This window comes from Hymenobacter nitidus (assembly GCF_020447315.1).
GTDB lineage: Bacteria > Bacteroidota > Bacteroidia > Cytophagales > Hymenobacteraceae > Hymenobacter > Hymenobacter nitidus.
This window is the reverse complement of sequence record NZ_JAJADQ010000015.1, coordinates 76,819-93,732: the sequence shown is the minus strand read 5'-3', so window position 1 is coordinate 93,732 and position 16,914 is coordinate 76,819. Positions and strand designations below refer to the sequence as shown.

Below are 16,914 nucleotides of genomic sequence, written 5' to 3'. Positions count from 1 at the left end.
GCAAATTATGCAAGTTTCGGATGAGATTCCGTACTAACCCCGCCACGGGAGCGCCGTTCCTTTGTAAGGTGCTTTCTAGCCCGGGGAACATTGTGTTTCCCGGCCCAATGCAGCATCATAGCTGCTTATTTCTATGGAACCAACCACCAAGACCGAAACCCTCGACATTGAAGGCATGACCTGCGCCTCGTGCGCGTCCTTCGTTGAGAAGTCTCTGACCCGCACGCCCGGGGTGCAGCGGGCCGTGGTCAACTTCGCTACCGAAAAAGCGACGATTGAATACCTGCCCGCCCAGGCCACTCCTGCCACCCTAAAAGAGGCAGTTGTCAACGCCGGCTACGGCGTGACCGAGCGCGCGCCCGATACCAGCGCCGCCGACCGGCAGGCGGAAATTGACCAGCAGAAAGCCCTGGCTTACGTCAAGCTCAAGCGCCGCTTCTGGGTCGCCACGGTGCTGGCCATTATTATAATGCCGCTGAGCATGCTGATGCTCTGGCCGGCGATGATGGCCCGGGTGAACATGCAGGGGCTGAACTACGGGCTGCTGGTGCTGACGCTACCCGTGCTGCTGTACAGTGGCCGGGAGTTCTTCACCTCGGCTTGGAATGGCTTCAAGCACCGGGCCGCCAACATGGATACTTTGATTGCCGTGGGTACCGGCGCCGCGTTTCTGTATAGCCTCGCGGCCACCGTGGTGCCGGGCTGGTTTATGCGCCGGGGCATTATGCCCGAGGTGTACTACGACACGACGGCCACCATCATTGCCCTGATTCTGCTGGGCAAGGTGCTGGAGCTGCGGGCCAAAACCCAGACCTCGGCGGCCATCAAGGCCCTGATGGGCCTGCAGGCCAAAACCGCCCGCGTGGTACGCCCCGATGGGCAGGAAGTGGATGTGCCGATTGAACAGGTGCAGTTGAACGACCTCGTCGTGGTGCGGCCCGGCGAGAAGGTGGCCACCGACGGCGTTATTGAAGAAGGCCACTCGGCCGTGGACGAGGCCATGCTCACGGGCGAGAGCCTGCCCGTGGAAAAAAAGACCGGCGACCCCGTTTTCGGCGCCACCCTGAACAAGACCGGCTCCTTCCGCTTTCGGGTAACGAAAGTGGGCGCCGACACCATGCTCGCCCAGATTGTGAAGCTGGTGGAAGACGCCCAGGGCAGCCGCGCGCCTATCCAGCGGCTGGCCGATAAGGTTAGTGCCATCTTCGTGCCCACGGTAGTGGTCATTGCCATCCTCACCTTCGTGCTCTGGTTTGACCTGGCTCCGGTGGAAGCGCGCTTGCCGCTGGCCCTGGTCAACTTCGTGGCCGTGCTCATCATCGCCTGCCCCTGCGCGCTGGGCCTGGCCACGCCCACAGCCATCATGGTCAGCACCGGCAAGGGCGCCGAGCACGGCGTGCTGATTCGTAACGCTGAAGCCCTGGAAAAAGCCCACCAGGTCAACACCGTGCTGCTCGACAAAACCGGCACCATCACCCGCGGCGAGCCGGCCGTCACCGACTTCGTGCCCGCCGAAGGACAGGACGCTGCCCAGTTGCTACAGGTAGTGGCCGCCGTGGAGCGGCAGAGCGAGCACCCACTGGCCGAGGCCGTCGTGCGCTACGCCGACGCCCAGCAGGCTCCGGCCATTCCGGCCACGGGTTTCCAGGCCATTGAGGGCAAAGGCGCGCAGGCGTCCGTCAACGGGCAGGCCGTGCTCATCGGCAACTTTCGCCTGCTCAATGAGGCCGGTATTTCGCTCTCCCCCGCCGTGCGCCGGCAGGCCGACAAGCTGCTGGGCCAAGCCAAGACCGTGCTCTACGTCGCCGTGAACCAGCAGGCCGTGGGCCTCATCGGTGTGGCCGACACCGTGCGCGACACGTCGGCCGCCGCCATCAAGCGCCTGCAGGCCATGGGCATCGAGGTGGTGATGATGACGGGCGACAACCCCCAGACGGCGGCCCAGGTAGCCGCGCAGGTGGGCATCAAGCGCTACTTCGCCGAGGTGCTGCCCAGTGGCAAGGCCGGTAAAGTCAAGGAACTGCAGGCCGAGGGCCGCATCGTGGCCATGGTGGGCGACGGCATCAACGACGCGCCGGCCCTGGCCCAAGCCGACATCGGCCTGGCCATGGGCGGCGGCACCGACGTGGCCATGGAAGCGGCCGGCATCACCCTTATGCGCTCGGATTTACAGGGCGTGGTCACGGCCATCGAGCTCTCGCGCCAGACCATCCGCACCATCAAGCAAAACCTGTTTTTCGCCTTCATCTACAACACCCTGGGCATCCCCATCGCCGCTGGGCTGCTCTACCCCTTCTTCGGGCTGCTGCTCTCGCCCATGCTGGCAGCCGGGGCCATGGCCCTGAGCTCGGTGTCGGTGCTCACCAACTCGCTGCGTCTGCGCAGCTTCTCCCCCGCTAAAAACTAAGGTTATGGATACCGCCGAAATCATCGTGACGCTGACGGGCCTGGCCCTGTCAGCCTTCGTCATCTGGTACTTCTTCTTTTCCGCCCGCCAGACGGCCAGCGCCGTTTCCACCTCCAGCGGGGTGCAGGAAGTGGACATCACCGTCAAGGGTGGCTACTCCCCGGACGTGATTGAAGTCGAGCGCGGCAAGCCCGTGCAACTGAGCTTCTACCGGGATGAGGAAAACTCCTGCTCCGAAGAACTGCTCATGCCCGACTTCAGCATTCGCCGCGACCTGCCGGCTTTCAAGACGACTTTTGTGGAGCTGCTGCCCCAGCAGGCCGGTACCTTTACGTTCACCTGCGGCATGGGCATGCTGCGCGGTAGCCTGGTCGTAAAATAGATGCCGCTCATGAACTCCCAACTCCGCTCCGGCTTCTCCCTGCCAGCCCCCGGCACCCATCGGCTGCTGATTAAGAACATGGTCTGCCCCCAGTGCATCCGGGTGGTGAGAGAAGACCTGACGGCCCTGGGCCTGCAGGTGCACCGCGTGGTGCTGGGCGAGGCCGACGTGAGCACCGCCGACGGCCGGGAGCCGGACCTGGAGCCCGTGCGCACTACCCTGCTGGCCGCGGGCTTTGCCTTGCTCGAAGACCCGCGGGCCCAGCTGGTGGAGCAGATTAAGACCCTGCTGGTGACGCTCATTCATTACCCCGAGCCGGGGCCGCGCCTGCTCACCTACTCGGATTACCTGGTCCAGCACCTGGGGCGGGACTACCACTACCTGTCGCACCTGTTTTCGTCCGAGGAAGGCCTGACCATTGAGAAGTTTATCATCCGCCAGAAGGTGGAGCGGGCCAAGGAGCTCATCGGCTACGGAGAGCTGAGCATTGCCCAGGTGGCCGGGCAGTTGGGCTACAGCTCCCCGGCCCATCTCTCACGGCAGTTCGGGCAGGTGACGGGGCTTACCCCTACTGAGTTTCAGCGGCTCGGACCTGCCAGCCACGCCCGGCGCAGCCTGGACGCGCTGCTGTAGCCTGCGAAATTATGCAAGGAAAAAGGCCAGCGGTGTAAAAACCGGACGGGTAGGCCGGGCGTTTATAATGCTCACCATCAGACCCCACCGACCGTGCGCATGAACCGCTTATTCCGTTTGCCCATTTACTCCCTGCTTGTGCTGGTTTCCCTGTTTTCGGCCTGCAAAATGGACCACGACATGGACGACATGAAGCACGACAGTCCGCTGATGAAAATCATGATGGACATGATGACGCAGATGGACGCGCAGGCCAAGACCCAGGACCCCGACCACGACTTTGCCGCCCAGATGGTGCTGCACCACGACGCGGCCATCAAGATGAGCGAGGAAGAGCTCCGCGCGGGCAGCAACCAGGAGATGAAAACCATCGCCCAGGACGTCATCACCAAGCAACGCGCCGAAATCACGCAGTTCAACGCGTTCCTGAGCAGCCACCAGCCCATGCAGCCGCTGGTGCCGCAGTTCAACCAAATTCAGAAAACCAACATGGACCGCATGATGGCCGCCACCGACGCGCGCACCATGACCATGCGCACGGACGTGGACTACGCCGAGATGATGATAGACCACCACCAGGCGGCCATCGACAACTCGGAGGCGCTGCTCCAGCACGGCCGCAACGCCACGATGCGCCAGTTGGCCCAGGCCATCATCACCGACCAGCGCCAGGAGATTGCCACCCTGCAAAACTGGCTGACCCGGAACCGCTAGGCCTCGGCTTAGCGACGAAAAAAGGGCAGCTCTTGCGGGGCTGCCTTTTTGCTTTTAGGTGAGGATGGATGGCCGAGCGTATCACCCGGCGGTCCATGCCCAGGAAATGCGCTCGGTGGTCGGCCCCGTGGCAACAACATCCCTTATGCTCCCACCGGTTGTCTTTCACCTTCTACTATCCCTGTGCCTCGCGGCCAGCTTGGTGCTAACCGGGTGCCGCTCATCCGCTGTAGCCCCTCGGTTTGCCGCGGCCCCCGGGTACCGCCACCCGCTACCGGCCCAGCGCGTGGACACGGCGACGGTCGTCACGACCCCGGCGCGTCCCCCCGCCCCGCCGCGGCGGGTAGCACCGGAAGGGCGTCCTCCGGTCGCGGCCCCGTCGGACCAGGCGCCCAGAGCGAGCAAGGAGCCGGTGGGCCAACCAAGCCGGCGGTTCGCCCACGCCCCGGCCGGGGACACCGCACGCCGCGCCACCCAGCCGATGCCCCCGCGCGGGCTGCGCCGGCAATTCCCCACCAAGCTGTTCAGCGCCCAGACGCTGGTGCATTACAGCCTGCACTTTCTTTTCCCGGCCGTGCTGGCGCTGGTATTTTTCCCCGCGCTGTGGCAGGCCGCCTACCTGCTGATGCTGGCCACCATGCTCATGGACCTGGACCACCTGCTGGCCAAACCCATCTTTGACCCGCTGCGCTGCAGCGTGGGGTATCATCCGCTGCACTCTTTCTATGCCGTCCCGGTGTATGCGCTGCTGCTCCTGCTGCCGGCCCTGCAGCCGGTCGCCGTGGGCCTGCTTTTCCACCTGTTCACCGATACGGTGGATTGCCTGTGGAACTTCAGCCACTGCCACGAGTGCTACCTCAGCTCCCGTATTTACGCTTTGCGCAACCGGGTGAAGAAGCTACTGGGCCGTAAGGTGGCTGAGTGAACTGGGACGAGAAGATGTTGAATCGAAAACAACCTCAACTGACATCCTCTTTTTGCTTAACGGCGGAAGTCGCTTAGCACCGTAGGGTCCATTCGTGGGCCCACAAGCACCGCTAGCGGGTGTAAACCCAAGCCGAGGCGCAACACAAGCATGTCAGAACGCAGCACTGCCTGCTGGGGAGTGACATGGTACTGGCGTGCAGCGCGCCCTCGGCCAGAAATTCTACAATAGCTGGGGGCTCGTCCACTTGTCAAAAATGGGCATTGATAAGTGCTTCCGCAAGCTTCCGAAGCACTTAATTTTCTTGAATTGGTTGCTATAACATTCAATGGCAAAGGCAGCGCGACTAGATGGAATGGTGAGTTCACCGGTTTGCCGAAACCAGAACTAACTGGACCGCATTTAAGCCACACTTAGGATGAGCTACAATGTAAAGGTGTTGCACGAAGGCGCCGCGTCTGTCAACGTTAAACCTGCCGGGTGCAGGCTTTTAGGCCTGCCTGCGGCTCCTGGTGAAAATACGGCCGCAGCGAGGAAGGCAGCATCAGGGTTTGCATGGTTGCTGAAAGTACGGGTTTCGTAACCAAAATAACCGCACATGTAAGGAGCCAGCGCGGGAACTGCCTAGTCTTTCCGCGGACCGGGCCCGCCCCGTGGCGGGCAGGGCTTCCTCGACATCGACGTGCGCCCGCAACCCAAAGCCAGGGGCTGCGGCGTAGGTATCGTTGCCGTTCTAATATCTTCATCATGATGCGTTGTATTTGCGGGGTAGTATTCGTGCTGGGGCTCGGGTCAATGCGTGCCCAGGCCCAGCTACTCAGGGACAGCACCCGGGTCAGCGCGGACCGGCTGCTCGAATACTCGTTTGCCAACGACGCGTTTCTGCGCACGGATTACTACTACACCCAGGGCATGACGCTGCTGCTGGTAAGCCCGGCCCTGCAATACTCTCCCGTGAACCGGATTCTGGGGCCAGTGCCGGCCGGCAGCACCCTGCACCACGGCATTCGTCTGCACTACGACGGCTTTACGCCCTTGCGCATCCAAGACCCGTTTATCCGGGTCGGCGACCGGCCCTACGCCTCCTACATTTACGCCGACCTGCTGCGCGTGGCCACCCACCCCGGCCGGCGCCTGCGGCTGACCACGGCCCTGAACGTGGGCCTGCTGGGGCCGGGGGCGGGCGCCAAAGGCTTCCAAACCAAGTTTCACGAGCTGCTGGGCGCCCCCACGCCGCGCGGCTGGGACTACCAGGTGCAAACCGACGTGGTGCTGGGCTACGAGGCCCGGCTCGAAAAGCAGCTGCTGGCCCTGGGGCGGGTGGCCGAGCTTAACGGCGCGGCCAGTGCCTCGCTGGGCACCCTGCACACCTACGCGGCCGCGGGCACCACGCTGCGGGTGGGCTGGCGCCAGCCTACTTTTGAGGGGCTGGGCGTCGCCGGCCGGGCAGCCCGGGGCGGGCGCGGACGGGTGCAGGCCTACGCGCAGGCGCAGGCCGAGGGCCGGCTGGTGGGCTACAACGCCACGCTGCAGGGCGGGCTCTTTAATCGCCGCAACCCCTACGTGCTGCCCGCCTCGGCCGTGCGCCGGGCCGTGGCGCAGGGCACCGGCACCCTGGGGCTGGGCTACGCGGGCGTCCGCGTGGAAACGGCCCTGACCTGGGTTTCGCCCGAGTTCACGGGCGCCCGCACCCACCGCTGGAACACCATCAGCATCCGGGTTGCCTTTTAAAAGACACTCCTACCGCGGCCTTGGCCGGCGCAGCTTGATAAGTACTGCTGCTTTACGACAGCCCGCCCAGTGCCGCGCTGGCCGCCTGCTCATCCAGGTAGGGGGAGGAATAGCCGGCATCCGACTTGTTGATGAACAGGGCCGCGCCCCCTTGCAGGCTGTCGATGATGGACAGGTACTGGTCCAGGGGCAGGGCCGGGCATCCCTGGCTGCGGCCCAGCCGCCCGGTTTGCTTGATGACGGCCTCGCTGACGTAGCTGGCCCCGTGCACCACGATGGCGCGGGCGGCGGCGTTCGAGTTGAACCCCTCGTCCAAGCCCAGGAGGCGCAGCGAGCGGCCGTGCTTGCCCACGTAGGTGCTGCCCGTGACGTAAAAGCCCAGGCTGCTCATGTGGCTGTCCGGGGTGTTGGAAAACCGCGTGGCTTCGCGCTGCCCGGTTTGGTTGCCGTGGGCCACGAGCGTGCGAAACAGCACCTTGTTGGCCGCCAAATCCAGCACCCATAGCCGCTTTTCGGTAGAAGGCAAATCGAAGTCAATCACGGCCAGGCGCTGCGGTGCGGCCGGCGCCTGACCCTGCCGGCGCAGGTTCAGGTAGCCGGTGAGGGCCTGCTCGAACACGGAAAACCGCAGGCCCTGCTGCTGCGCGCCCAGGGCCGCGTAGCGCCGGCGAACGAGCGTGTCGTATGCCGCCACATGACCCGGGGATGCGCCCGTAGCTGCCACGGGAGCAGCAACGGGCGCACTCACCCGCAGCGGAGCCGGCGCCTGGCCGGCTCCCACCACCGAAGGAGTGATGGGGGCCGAGCAAGACGTAGTCAGCAGCAGTACGGTTAAAGCCGGCAGGGTCAGCCCGATCCAGCTAAACCATTGCTGCCGGCAATTGAGATTGATTTTCATACGAGTGGAAATGAAAGCAGGCAGGACAGCCAGTATCCAAAAAGCGCACCAATCTTATAGGCTTTGTCACGGTGCGAACGGCCTTGGGTTTCGCAATCCAGGCAAGTGCGTAGCTTGCGGCCTCCTGTGCCTTACTGCCCCGCCTTATGCCAACGCCCAGTCCGGACAAAACACCCGTTCAGCTTTTTGACTTGCTCGTGGAGCTATTGCTAACCACGGACATGCCGGAGGTGCTGGTGGCCAGTCGCCTCAAGCCTTTCGTGCAAGGAACGCGCCGGGAGCCGGAACGGCTGGGCCGCACCTACTTTATATGCAAGGGACCCTATTTCACGTTGACCGCCACGTTCGAGAAGCCTTCGTTCAGCCTCTACCAAATCACAGCCCGGCTCACGCCCCCAGCCTATGACCAGATAAAGGCGCATGCTCAAGCGCTGCCGTTGATGCCCCCAGCCGGGGCCGTCTGGAAAAACAGCTGGTTCGGCCTGTGGCCAAAACTGGACATGAGCCGGGGCGACGCCTTGCGGCCAGCAGTAACGGCCCGATTTATGGGACTGCTGCCAGGCCAGAAATTCATCGTCTTGACGCGGAGCTAGCCTCCGTCAGGGCATTTACTGCGCAGCATGACCACGGCGTTCAGGCCCTTGACCAGCACCCGCAACAAAGAACAGTTGGGCATACGGTCACGGGAGGGGTATCAAAAGATACGTCGCTGGCCTGGGTTGATGCCAACCTATTGACTGTACAACTGACCTAAAAGAACTAGCACGCCTACCACTAGGTAGATGCCCATGCGTTGCAGTTTGTGAGCGGGCTTATGGTGTTCACACATGCGGGCTGAACATGAAATACTGGGCTAGCGTTTCATCTTCCGTGCATCAGAATGGGAAAATACTTCCCCAAGTGCTGGTAAGTGGGAAAAATGTACTGCCCTGTCAAGGCTGCTTGGGCGTGGCCCTAGTTGCTTTTTGCCAAGTATCAAGTGCCTGCTGTTCGCGTTTCTGAGCTGCCAACCATTGTCTGGCCAGGGTTTTTTGCCTGGCTTCCCGACCGTACTGCAACTCGGCTTGGGCCAGTAGCGAACCACTTTTGTAGAACAAGGAGGTAAAGGCTGCAAATTCCTCATCTGCAGTACCTGCTTCTACGGACGTTGCCAGCGTGCGCCGTACTCGTTGTATGGCTTTTTGCAGCGCCCGTGTCTGGGAGGCCGAAGTTGCGCGGAAGTCCGCTCCTGGTCTATGCTGGCTTAAATCCAGCGCTTCAAGCTGCTTGAGGTTACGCTGACTGCGGTGCCGCAAGGTGTCAGCTGCCAGGCGTAGCCCCGCATCTTTGCCTTGGCGCAGCTGGGCCTGGGCCAGATCTAAGCCGCTGTGGTGATACACTTGCAGCAAGTGTGTGAAAATGTGGTCGGGGTTCTCGACCGCGCTATTGTTGAGCATCTCTTCTCGCAGGGCCACTACGATACTGCGGGCCGTCACGGGCTCTCCGGGCGGGTCGGAGTGAGTCACCAGTTCGCGGGCATCCCCATGTTGTGGAGCAGGAAGCGCAGCCGGCTTAGTCGTTTTCGGCGTCGGCTTTTGCTCACATTCGCTTAACGCCAGCGAGGTCAACAGCAGAAGGAAAGCAGGCAGTATGGAACGTAGGCGCATCATAAACGATACTGGTTGAAACTTTGGTAGAAGCAGCCATAACCTAAAAAAGCCCACCTCTTGAACGAGGCGGGCTCCTGTAGTAGGCTATTTTCTACTGCCCACCCTGCTCGTGGGCGTGCAGCGGCTCGTTGTGGCCGTGCTCGTGCGAGTGATGCAAGGCAGCCTCTTCGGCGTGCTTCTGCGCGTGGGAGGCAAATCCGTAGGCGGTGTAGCCGTGGTGGGCGGCTTTTTCGTGGTCGCCTTTTTTGAGGTGCTCAGCGGCGGCGCGGTGATTTTGCAGGGCGTGCTCAAAGTAATGGGCGGCCTTTTCATGGGCGGCAATGATTTTCTGGTGTTCTTCGGGATGGTCAGCCATGGGGGTAAGGACTAAGTGGAGGAATATGCAAATGCGCTTACGCGGTTGCGGAAGTAGCGTTGAGTTAGGCGTGAATATGCACCCAAGGGGAGAGAATGGCTCGGCTTTAAAAAAGGGTTGAGGTCAACCGTTAGGCCAACTCGTTTTTACCCCCGCCGGCGCCCCAGACTTAGTATAGTACCCCGTTATGGGGCTGCAGGGGCGCCGGCAGGTTCGTGTCGCCCAGCATCTGGCGCAGGTCGATTTCGATGGTGCGGCACAGCGCCGTCATGGGCACGTCGTTCATCTTATTTTCAAACGGGTTTTCGCTGATGTGGCCCACGAGCTCGATGGTGACGAACACCCAGGACACGAGCATGGAGAAGGGTACCGTGAGCCAATAATGGCCGTGGCCGAGCTTCTCGAACTCGCCCTGCACGCCCAGCGGTAACAGGGCGACAAACAGCCAGACGAAGACGATGCTGGAAAAGGCATACTGGCGCGGGAAGGGCGTGTTCTTTATTCGCTCGCAGCCGCCCTGCAGGTTGGTGAGCTCCCGGAGGTCTTCCACCAACGTGCGGTGCTGCAGCGGGTCGAACAGCCCCTCAGCGGCGCGCAGGGCCTGGGTTTGGAGCAGCAGCAGCTGGGCCGGTGGGTTGGCGGTAGCACGCAGGTAGTCGGATTCGGTCGGGTCCAGGAAGGGCGCTACGTCCTCGTCCCAGCGCTGGGGCTGGCGGCGCAGGTGCAGGCGCAGGGCGTTCACCCAGGCTATCTGCCGTCTTACCAGCTGGCGCTGGGTGTTTACCTGCTCCTGCGTGAGCGTACTGCGCGAGGGCTGCGTGTTGGCCAGCACCAGCATGGCCCAGCTGCGGCTGCGGTTGACGATGCCGCCCCACAGCTGCCGGGCCTCGTTGAAGCGGTTGTAGGAACTGCTGTTTTTAAAGCCCACGTAGAACGAGACGGCCACGCCCAAAATACTCACCAGCTGCCAGGGGACGTCCAGCCAGGTCATCTTGAGGGGCCCATGCAGAACGGCCAAACCTAAATCATAGACAAAGAAAATCAGCAGGTCCTTCCAAGAGTAGTCCCAGATAACACGCCAGTGAATGTGTTTTTGAACGTACATGCAAGCAGAAATTGAATGAATAAGGCAGTGGCTGGGGCATGGCGCCGGCAGCGAGCCCAACTATAGGATGCCCGCCAGCAGGTTGATGGTCAGGGCTACGATGCTGGTATTGAAGGCGAAAGCCAGCAGCCCGTGCAGCATGACCAGGCGGCGCATCCGCGTAGAGGAAACGGTCACGTCGGCGGTCTGCGCCGTCATGCCCACCACGAAAGCGAAGTAGGCAAAGTCCCAGTAGGAGGCCGGGGGCGCCCCCGCAAACTCCAGCCCGCCCAGGGTGTCGGGCGGGTCCGTGGCTTGGTTCTCGCTGAAGTAGATGTGCGCGTAACGCAGGGCGAACACCGAATGCACCAGCAGCCAGGCCCCTACGACCGCCCCGGCCGAAAGGGCCACGTGCACGGCCACTTCGCGCCCTTGCATGGTGGGTAAGTTCGTCAGCAGGAAGACCACGGCCAGCAGGGAGGCAGCACTGCCGACCAGCACCGCTACGAAGGTCCAAGTCCGGCCCGGGTCCTGGCGGGTGGCCATGCGCCGGATGTGAGCGGCATCGGCCCGGTGGGTGCCGGCCCACAGCAGGGCCAACGTCGCCAAACAAAACAAATTCCAGGCCGCCACCAGCCGGGTAGCCGGCAGCAGCGTTCCAGGCAGCAGGGCCCAACACAACCCCGCGGCCCCCGCCGCGAGCAGCAGGCGTTGGGGAGCCGTAAGGTTGAGCAGATGGTGCTGCAGGTGACGGTGGGCAAATAACCGGGCAAACGGCATGACGAAGAATCCGCCGGCCAACGTGCCGGTCAATGAAAGAAAGGGTTAGTAGTTGATGTGCACGCCGTAGCTCTCGTCCACCAAAACGTCTTTCCACTGAGCAATCAGGCGCTGGTAGGCCCGGCCCACAGGCCGCTGCTTGCGGTCAAGGTCATAGAGGCCCAGCGGGTTCACGCGGCCGTTGTTCTCGCGCAGGGCGGTGTCCCAGTCCACCTGGTCGAGCAGCGAGTACCACGTGAAGCCCACTAGCGGGATGCCGTCCTGTTTGAGGCGGTAGGCGTTGGCCCACTGCCGCCAGAGCCAGTTCACGGCGTCAGGCTCCCAAAGGTTGGTCTCGGTGTGCATCAGCGGCATGCGGTAGCGGTCGTAGTACTGCTTGGCAATTACGTAGTAGCCGAACACGTCCCCAGCGGGGTAGGTATGGCCGTCTGCGCGCACCATGCGCTCGTTGGTGCGGTAATAGTCCGTGCCCATGATGCACTTGGCCTTAATGTTCTGCTCGTCAAACCAGTGGTATTCGGCATCCGTCATGCCGTTTTTTAGCAGGAACTCGTGCATCACCACGCTCACCGGGTAGCCATAGGTTAAGTCCAGGCTCAGGAAGCGTTTCTGATTAAGGAAGTTGGCCAGGGGCCGGGCGGCCGGCGTTTCGGGGTGGAAGTACTCGGCTGACTCGCTCTGGATGAAGGTAGCCCCGGGCTGCACGGCCAGGATGGCCTGCATAGCCAGCACGTTGGCCCGACACACGTGCTTGAGCGCCGTCACGAAGGCCTGGTCGCTGGCCAGGCACTCGTTCCACCAGCCGTACTGGGCCGAAAACATGGTGGTGACGAAGATTTCATTGATGGGCGTGTAGAACTGCAGGTCCGGGAACCGGGTGGCAAAGGCTCCGGCGTAGGCGGCAAAGTGCTCCGGGAAGGCCGGGTTCTGGAAGTTGCCTAGCCAGTCGGGCAGGCCAAAGTGCAGCAGGTCGACCAAAGGCGTGATGCCCAACTCTTTCAGATGGGCAAACGTCTCGTCGGTGAAGGCCCAGTCGTACTGGTCGGGCCCCAGGTGCACGCGGTAGTACTGCGGGCCATAGCGCAGAAACTCAATGCCCATTTCCTTAACCAGGGCAAAATCCTCGCGCCAGCGCTCGTAATGACCGGTTTTTTCCAGCTCATCCACCCGCTGCATCGTGCCGTCGGGTAGTTTGATGGTGGGGTAGCTGTTCTCAATGCCGGTGGCAAACATGAAGGCGCTCATGGGTTTAGGATTACGGTTAACTGGAAAAGGAAGGGTGCGAAGTAAGGGGCGGTCAGGGACGGTTACAGAATGCTGAGCCGGCCGCCGTCCACCACCAGGGTGGTGCCGTTGATGTAGTGAGCCTCGGCCGAGGCCAGGTAGCAGATGGCGCCGGCAATGTCTTCGGGGTGGCCCACCTCCCCTTCAATTTTTTCCTTGCCGCTTTTCACGTTGGGATTGTTCCAGAGCATAGGCGTGTCCACGGCGCCGGGTGCCACGCAGTTGGTGCGCACGTGGCTGGAAGGGTACTCCTGGCTCATGCCCCGGGTAAAGGCTTCCAGGGCCCCCTTGCTGGCGGCATAGGGAATCACGTTGGCCGTGGTTTGCTGGCCGTGCACCGAGCTGATGTTGACGATTGCCCCGCCCCGCATGTGGGGCAGGCATAGCTTACTGAGCAGAAACACCGCCCGCAGGTTCACGGCCATGACCAGGTCCCACTCGTCTCCCGATAGCTCGGTAATCGACTTAAAAGTCATCATGGCCGCGTTGTTGACCAGCACGTCCACCCGGCCGTAGTCGGCTATTACTGTGCTCATGGCCGCTTCTATTTCGGCTGCCCGGCCTAAATCGACCCGGATGGCCCGGGCCTGGCCACCGCCTTTTGCAATGAGGGCCGCGGTGCCCTGGGCCGTTGCCTCGTCGCGGTCCAGGACCACAACGGTCCCGCCTTCCGCGGCTAGCTGCAGGCAGGCGGCCCGGCCGATGCCGGAGCCGCCCCCGGTCACGAGGCATATTTTGTTGGCAAAGCGCATGGCGTCAGCGTTTGGTGGAGATAGGATGGGCCAAAGTCCAGGCTTGCACCTGCCGCAGGTGGCGAAGCTGGTCGTGGTGGAAGTGGTGAACCAAGGCAATCAGGGGCGGGTCGCTGCCATAGGCGATGCCTACCTGCACCAGCAGCAGGCCGGTGCGAAGATGGGCGGAGAGGGCAGCGGCAAAGTCAGCGTCCGGGTTCCCCGTCGGTGGGCGGTAGTACCGGGTCGCTGAATCACCGGCGGCCTGCATGCCGCGGGAAAAATCCTGGTAGAGGAGAGTGTAGTCTTCGGAGGCATTGTAGTGGGTGCGCCCCGCCAGGCGGCCCAACGTCTGGCTTTCCTGCCGCCACTCCCGGCGCAGCGTATCGGCCAGCGCCCGCAAGTCCGGGTCCCGCCCCGTGGCTATTTCCACGGCCGCCAACTGCTGGGCACCGCGGTAGTGCTCCAGCAGCAGCGAGGCCACGTCGTGGTCGATGTTGCCCGAGCGGGCTACCGTACGCAGCCGCTGCTGTGCCCGGGCGGCTACGGCCGGGGCGGAGTTCAACGCTGGCTGAGCCGCGTCCGGCTGGCGCTGGTGCGTGTCGGCCGTGTGCTCCGGCTTATCCGGGGGCGCCTCCCGACACGCGCCCAGCAACAACAACATGAGCACACTCACAACGAAACGACGTATCATGCAGCGAGCGAATTAGCTTATCACAACCAAGGCACGAGCCAAGAAGTGACGGAAGCGTGAAAAAAGCGGGGACTTGGGTGCTACAGCGTCGTGCGCACGATGTTGCTGTGCCCCTCGTACACATCTTGCTGGTTGAAGTGCTGCACGTGATATTCCAGGGTGGTACCGGCCGGAAAAGCTTCCGCATCGATAAAGGGCGAGCGCGCGTTGGTCGCCATCTGCTGCCAGGCGTCCCCTTCCGTCCCTACCCGGCGATACACGTGCACCTTTTTCAGCATCTCCTTGGAAAAGGCGATGTGCCGGCCAGCCGGCACCAGGGTGAGTTCGATGAGAAGCTTATGCGAATCCATAGTAGGCAGGAAAAAAGGCCGGCTAGACGAGCATGCCCAGGATGAGAAACACTAGAAAGCCCAGGAAAAAAGTGGACGTAAGCCAGGGCGACTCCGGCTCCTCGTGGGCTTCGGTCAGCAGCTCTTCGGTCACCAGGAACAGCAGCGCGGCCAGGCCAAAGGAGAGCACCAGCTCCATGACGTTGTCGGAGGCACCCTGCAGTACGGTGATGCCGACGCCGGCCCCGACGACCAGTAGCCCCGACAGGGCGGCCACGACACTCACTGTCCGAATTTTAGTCTGCCCTTCCTGCTGTAGCTCCACGGCCGTGGCCAGCCCCAGCGACAGCACTTCAATGGTGAGGGCGATGGCCAGCAGCAGGCCTTCCTCGGCCCCGGCCGCGAAGCCGATGCCCAGCAGCAGGCCATCGATAAGGATGTCAATAGCCACGCCCGTGAGTAGGCCCATGGGCAGCGGGGCTCGGCGCTGGTCGGCGGCGCGCTCTTCTTCCGAGGTCCACATGACGTCCGGCGTGAAGTAGGGAATGGGATTGGCTTTCTGCTTGTCGGCCACTTTGCGGGTCCAGGAGCGCAGGGCCAGCATAACCCCCACGCCGACGGCAAAGCCCAGCCCCACTTCCAGCGGCCGGTGACGGGCTACAATGTCGGGCAGCAGCTCCACGGCCACCACGGAGAATACCACCCCGGCGGCAAAGTGCAGGATAGCGCTGCGTACAGCGGCCCCGGGCGGGCGGAGCACGGCCACCACGGCCCCGACTACCATGATGGCGGCGGGCACCAGGGAATATAGAAGCACCTGGGTCCAGGAGGGGGATACGTCCGGCGTAACGGCAAGCAGAAGGGCCCTTAACATGCCGACTACATGTTAAGGGCCCCGATGCCGGCCGCGTTCAGGCAGGCCTCCTTGAAGGCTTCGGCGTAGGTGGGGTGGGCGTGCGACATCAGGCCCACGTCTTCGGCCGCGCCGCGGAAGTGCATGACGCCCACGGCCTCGGCGATGATGTCGGCAATGCGCGCGCCAATCATGTGCACGCCCAGAATCTCGTCGGTCTGCGCATCGGTGAGCACCTTCACCAGCCCTTCGGTATCGGACCCGGCCACGGCCCGGCCGGAGGCGGAGTACGGGAAAGAGCCCACTTTGTACCCTTTGCCCTGCTCCTTGAGCTGCTCTTCGGTGTAGCCCACGCTGGCCACCTCCGGCCAGGTGTAGACCACCCCCGGGATGAGCAGGTAATTCACTTCCGGGTGCTTGCCGGCAATGAGCTCGGCCACGTACACACCCTCGTCGGAGGCTTTGTGGGCCAGCATGGCCCCGCGCACCACGTCGCCGATGGCCCAGATGCCGGGCACCGTCGTCTGCAGGTCGTCGTTGACTTTTACGCGGCCCTTCTCGTCCAGCTCCACGCCGGCCGCGGCCAGGTTCAGGCCGTCAGTATAAGGGCGGCGGCCTACTGAGACCAGGCAGTAGTCGCCTTCCAGCTGCAGGTCGGCGCCGCCGGCTGCCGGGCTGGCCGTGAGCTTCACCGCATCGCCCTCGCGCGTCACGGCCGTGACCTTGTGCGACAAATAAAACTCCAGGCCCTGCTTTTTCAGCGAGCGCAGCAGCTCCTTGCCCAGGGTCCGGTCCATGGTGGGAATGATGGCGTCGGTGTACTCGACCACCGACACCTTACTGCCCAGGCGGGCGTAGACGGAGCCCAGCTCCAGGCCAATCACCCCGCCGCCCACGATAATCAGGTGCTTCGGCAGCTCGCGCAGGGCCAGCGCCTCGGTGCTGGTGATGACGCGCTCCTTGTCGATTGTGATGAATGGCAGCGTGCTGGGCTTGGAGCCGGTGGCGATGATGATGTTCTTCGCCGTGAGTTGCTGTGCTTCCCCCCCGCCCCCTGCCGTGGGCATCACCTGCACGGTGGTCGCATCCACGAACGAGGCCACGCCATGAATGACGTTCACCTTGTTTTTCTTCATCAGGTACACCACCCCGTCGCAGACCTTCTTCACTACCTGGTCCTTGCGCTCCATCATGCGGGGCAGGTCGGCGCGTAGGTTGTCGGCGTCGATGCCGTGCTCGGCGAATTGGTGGGTGGCTTTTTGATAAAGCTCGGTGGACTCGAGCACCGCCTTGCTCGGGATGCAGCCCACGTTGAGGCAGGTGCCGCCCAGGGTGGGGTACTTTTCAATGATGGCCGTTTTCAGGCCCAGCTGCCCGCAGCGCACGGCGGCAATGTAGCCGCCCGGGCCGGAGCCGATAATGATAACATCGTAAGTGGTCATGGCGAAGAACGAGGTGGCAGGTC

18 protein-coding genes are annotated in these 16,914 nt (G+C 62.9%); 7 read left to right on the top strand and 11 right to left on the bottom strand.

All coding sequences use genetic code 11. The features are described 5' to 3' along the window. Window positions 1-133 precede the first annotated feature (133 nt). From LGH70_RS22090 to LGH70_RS22065, 6 genes are all read left to right on the top strand, one after another. Window positions 134-2,407 carry a heavy metal translocating P-type ATPase gene (locus tag LGH70_RS22090; RefSeq protein ID WP_226190056.1) on the top strand — a complete coding sequence of 758 codons (2,274 nt, stop codon included), beginning with the start codon at window positions 134-136 and terminating at the stop codon, window positions 2,405-2,407. Between the two features lie 4 nt (window positions 2,408-2,411). Next, entirely contained in the window at window positions 2,412-2,789 is a 378-nt protein-coding gene (locus LGH70_RS22085) for a cupredoxin domain-containing protein (protein ID WP_226190055.1), read from the top strand. A 9-nt stretch (window positions 2,790-2,798) separates the two neighbouring features. Next, on the top strand, window positions 2,799-3,422 hold the full coding sequence (locus tag LGH70_RS22080; protein ID WP_226190054.1) for a helix-turn-helix domain-containing protein: 624 nt from the start codon (window positions 2,799-2,801) through the stop codon (window positions 3,420-3,422). A 99-nt stretch (window positions 3,423-3,521) separates the two neighbouring features. Next, window positions 3,522-4,136, top strand: coding sequence for a DUF305 domain-containing protein (locus LGH70_RS22075; protein ID WP_226190053.1), 615 nt, complete (start codon window positions 3,522-3,524; stop codon window positions 4,134-4,136). Between the two features lie 286 nt (window positions 4,137-4,422). Continuing rightward, entirely contained in the window at window positions 4,423-5,061 is a 639-nt protein-coding gene (locus LGH70_RS22070) for a DUF6122 family protein (protein ID WP_226190052.1), read from the top strand. A gap of 747 nt (window positions 5,062-5,808) precedes the next feature. Then, the gene (locus tag LGH70_RS22065) at window positions 5,809-6,792 is read left to right on the top strand and encodes a lipid A deacylase LpxR family protein (protein WP_226190051.1); all 984 of its coding nucleotides are present in this window, start codon (window positions 5,809-5,811) and stop codon (window positions 6,790-6,792) included. Between the two features lie 52 nt (window positions 6,793-6,844). Here the strand turns inward: LGH70_RS22065 and LGH70_RS22060 are convergent, their stop codons facing one another. Beyond that, on the bottom strand, window positions 6,845-7,690 hold the full coding sequence (locus LGH70_RS22060) for a murein L,D-transpeptidase catalytic domain family protein (protein WP_226190050.1): 846 nt from the start codon (window positions 7,688-7,690) through the stop codon (window positions 6,845-6,847). Window positions 7,691-7,836: 146 nt separating this feature from the next. On the opposite strand from LGH70_RS22060, the gene LGH70_RS22055 reads away from it, so the two are divergent. Next, on the top strand, window positions 7,837-8,283 hold the full coding sequence (locus LGH70_RS22055; RefSeq protein WP_226190047.1) for a hypothetical protein: 447 nt from the start codon (window positions 7,837-7,839) through the stop codon (window positions 8,281-8,283). 339 nt (window positions 8,284-8,622) lie between these two features. Here the strand turns inward: LGH70_RS22055 and LGH70_RS22050 are convergent, their stop codons facing one another. The 10 genes from LGH70_RS22050 to lpdA form a co-directional block, all read right to left on the bottom strand. Further along, window positions 8,623-9,339, bottom strand: a complete 717-nt coding sequence (locus LGH70_RS22050) for a DUF305 domain-containing protein (protein ID WP_226190045.1) — start codon at window positions 9,337-9,339, stop codon at window positions 8,623-8,625. 91 nt (window positions 9,340-9,430) lie between these two features. Next, on the bottom strand, window positions 9,431-9,694 hold the full coding sequence (locus LGH70_RS22045) for a hypothetical protein (protein WP_226190043.1): 264 nt from the start codon (window positions 9,692-9,694) through the stop codon (window positions 9,431-9,433). Between the two features lie 169 nt (window positions 9,695-9,863). Next, the gene (locus LGH70_RS22040) at window positions 9,864-10,799 is read right to left on the bottom strand and encodes a bestrophin family protein (protein ID WP_226190041.1); all 936 of its coding nucleotides are present in this window, start codon (window positions 10,797-10,799) and stop codon (window positions 9,864-9,866) included. Window positions 10,800-10,859: 60 nt separating this feature from the next. Continuing rightward, window positions 10,860-11,591 carry a DUF1345 domain-containing protein gene (locus LGH70_RS22035; RefSeq protein ID WP_226190039.1) on the bottom strand — a complete coding sequence of 244 codons (732 nt, stop codon included), beginning with the start codon at window positions 11,589-11,591 and terminating at the stop codon, window positions 10,860-10,862. 12 nt (window positions 11,592-11,603) lie between these two features. Further along, a complete protein-coding gene (locus LGH70_RS22030; protein ID WP_226190037.1) occupies window positions 11,604-12,803 on the bottom strand; it encodes a family 1 glycosylhydrolase in 1,200 nt (399 codons plus the stop codon). Between the two features lie 62 nt (window positions 12,804-12,865). Then, window positions 12,866-13,594, bottom strand: a complete 729-nt coding sequence (locus LGH70_RS22025) for an SDR family NAD(P)-dependent oxidoreductase (protein ID WP_226190035.1) — start codon at window positions 13,592-13,594, stop codon at window positions 12,866-12,868. A gap of 4 nt (window positions 13,595-13,598) precedes the next feature. Further along, the gene (locus LGH70_RS22020) at window positions 13,599-14,267 is read right to left on the bottom strand and encodes a DUF305 domain-containing protein (RefSeq protein WP_226190033.1); all 669 of its coding nucleotides are present in this window, start codon (window positions 14,265-14,267) and stop codon (window positions 13,599-13,601) included. Between the two features lie 80 nt (window positions 14,268-14,347). Next, a complete protein-coding gene (locus LGH70_RS22015) occupies window positions 14,348-14,617 on the bottom strand; it encodes a hypothetical protein (protein WP_226190032.1) in 270 nt (89 codons plus the stop codon). A 22-nt stretch (window positions 14,618-14,639) separates the two neighbouring features. Then, entirely contained in the window at window positions 14,640-15,413 is a 774-nt protein-coding gene (locus tag LGH70_RS22010) for a ZIP family metal transporter (RefSeq protein WP_226190031.1), read from the bottom strand. Between the two features lie 62 nt (window positions 15,414-15,475). Further along, window positions 15,476-16,891 (bottom strand): dihydrolipoyl dehydrogenase, encoded by a 1,416-nt coding sequence (gene lpdA, locus LGH70_RS22005; protein ID WP_226190030.1) that lies wholly within the window; start codon window positions 16,889-16,891, stop codon window positions 15,476-15,478. Between the last annotated feature and the right edge of the window lie 23 nt (window positions 16,892-16,914).

Coding starts and splice junctions, on each gene's coding strand:
- LGH70_RS22045 (WP_226190043.1), bottom strand. CDS start 9,694: ATGGCTGACCATCCCGAAGAACACCAGAAAATCATTGCCGCCCATGAA.
- LGH70_RS22055 (WP_226190047.1), top strand. CDS start 7,837: ATGCCAACGCCCAGTCCGGACAAAACACCCGTTCAGCTTTTTGACTTG.
- LGH70_RS22020 (WP_226190033.1), bottom strand. CDS start 14,267: ATGATACGTCGTTTCGTTGTGAGTGTGCTCATGTTGTTGTTGCTGGGC.
- LGH70_RS22080 (WP_226190054.1), top strand. CDS start 2,799: ATGAACTCCCAACTCCGCTCCGGCTTCTCCCTGCCAGCCCCCGGCACC.
- LGH70_RS22075 (WP_226190053.1), top strand. CDS start 3,522: ATGAACCGCTTATTCCGTTTGCCCATTTACTCCCTGCTTGTGCTGGTT.
- LGH70_RS22030 (WP_226190037.1), bottom strand. CDS start 12,803: ATGAGCGCCTTCATGTTTGCCACCGGCATTGAGAACAGCTACCCCACC.
- LGH70_RS22090 (WP_226190056.1), top strand. CDS start 134: ATGGAACCAACCACCAAGACCGAAACCCTCGACATTGAAGGCATGACC.
- lpdA (WP_226190030.1), bottom strand. CDS start 16,891: ATGACCACTTACGATGTTATCATTATCGGCTCCGGCCCGGGCGGCTAC.
- LGH70_RS22015 (WP_226190032.1), bottom strand. CDS start 14,617: ATGGATTCGCATAAGCTTCTCATCGAACTCACCCTGGTGCCGGCTGGC.
- LGH70_RS22060 (WP_226190050.1), bottom strand. CDS start 7,690: ATGAAAATCAATCTCAATTGCCGGCAGCAATGGTTTAGCTGGATCGGG.
- LGH70_RS22050 (WP_226190045.1), bottom strand. CDS start 9,339: ATGATGCGCCTACGTTCCATACTGCCTGCTTTCCTTCTGCTGTTGACC.
- LGH70_RS22025 (WP_226190035.1), bottom strand. CDS start 13,594: ATGCGCTTTGCCAACAAAATATGCCTCGTGACCGGGGGCGGCTCCGGC.
- LGH70_RS22065 (WP_226190051.1), top strand. CDS start 5,809: ATGATGCGTTGTATTTGCGGGGTAGTATTCGTGCTGGGGCTCGGGTCA.
- LGH70_RS22040 (WP_226190041.1), bottom strand. CDS start 10,799: ATGTACGTTCAAAAACACATTCACTGGCGTGTTATCTGGGACTACTCT.
- LGH70_RS22085 (WP_226190055.1), top strand. CDS start 2,412: ATGGATACCGCCGAAATCATCGTGACGCTGACGGGCCTGGCCCTGTCA.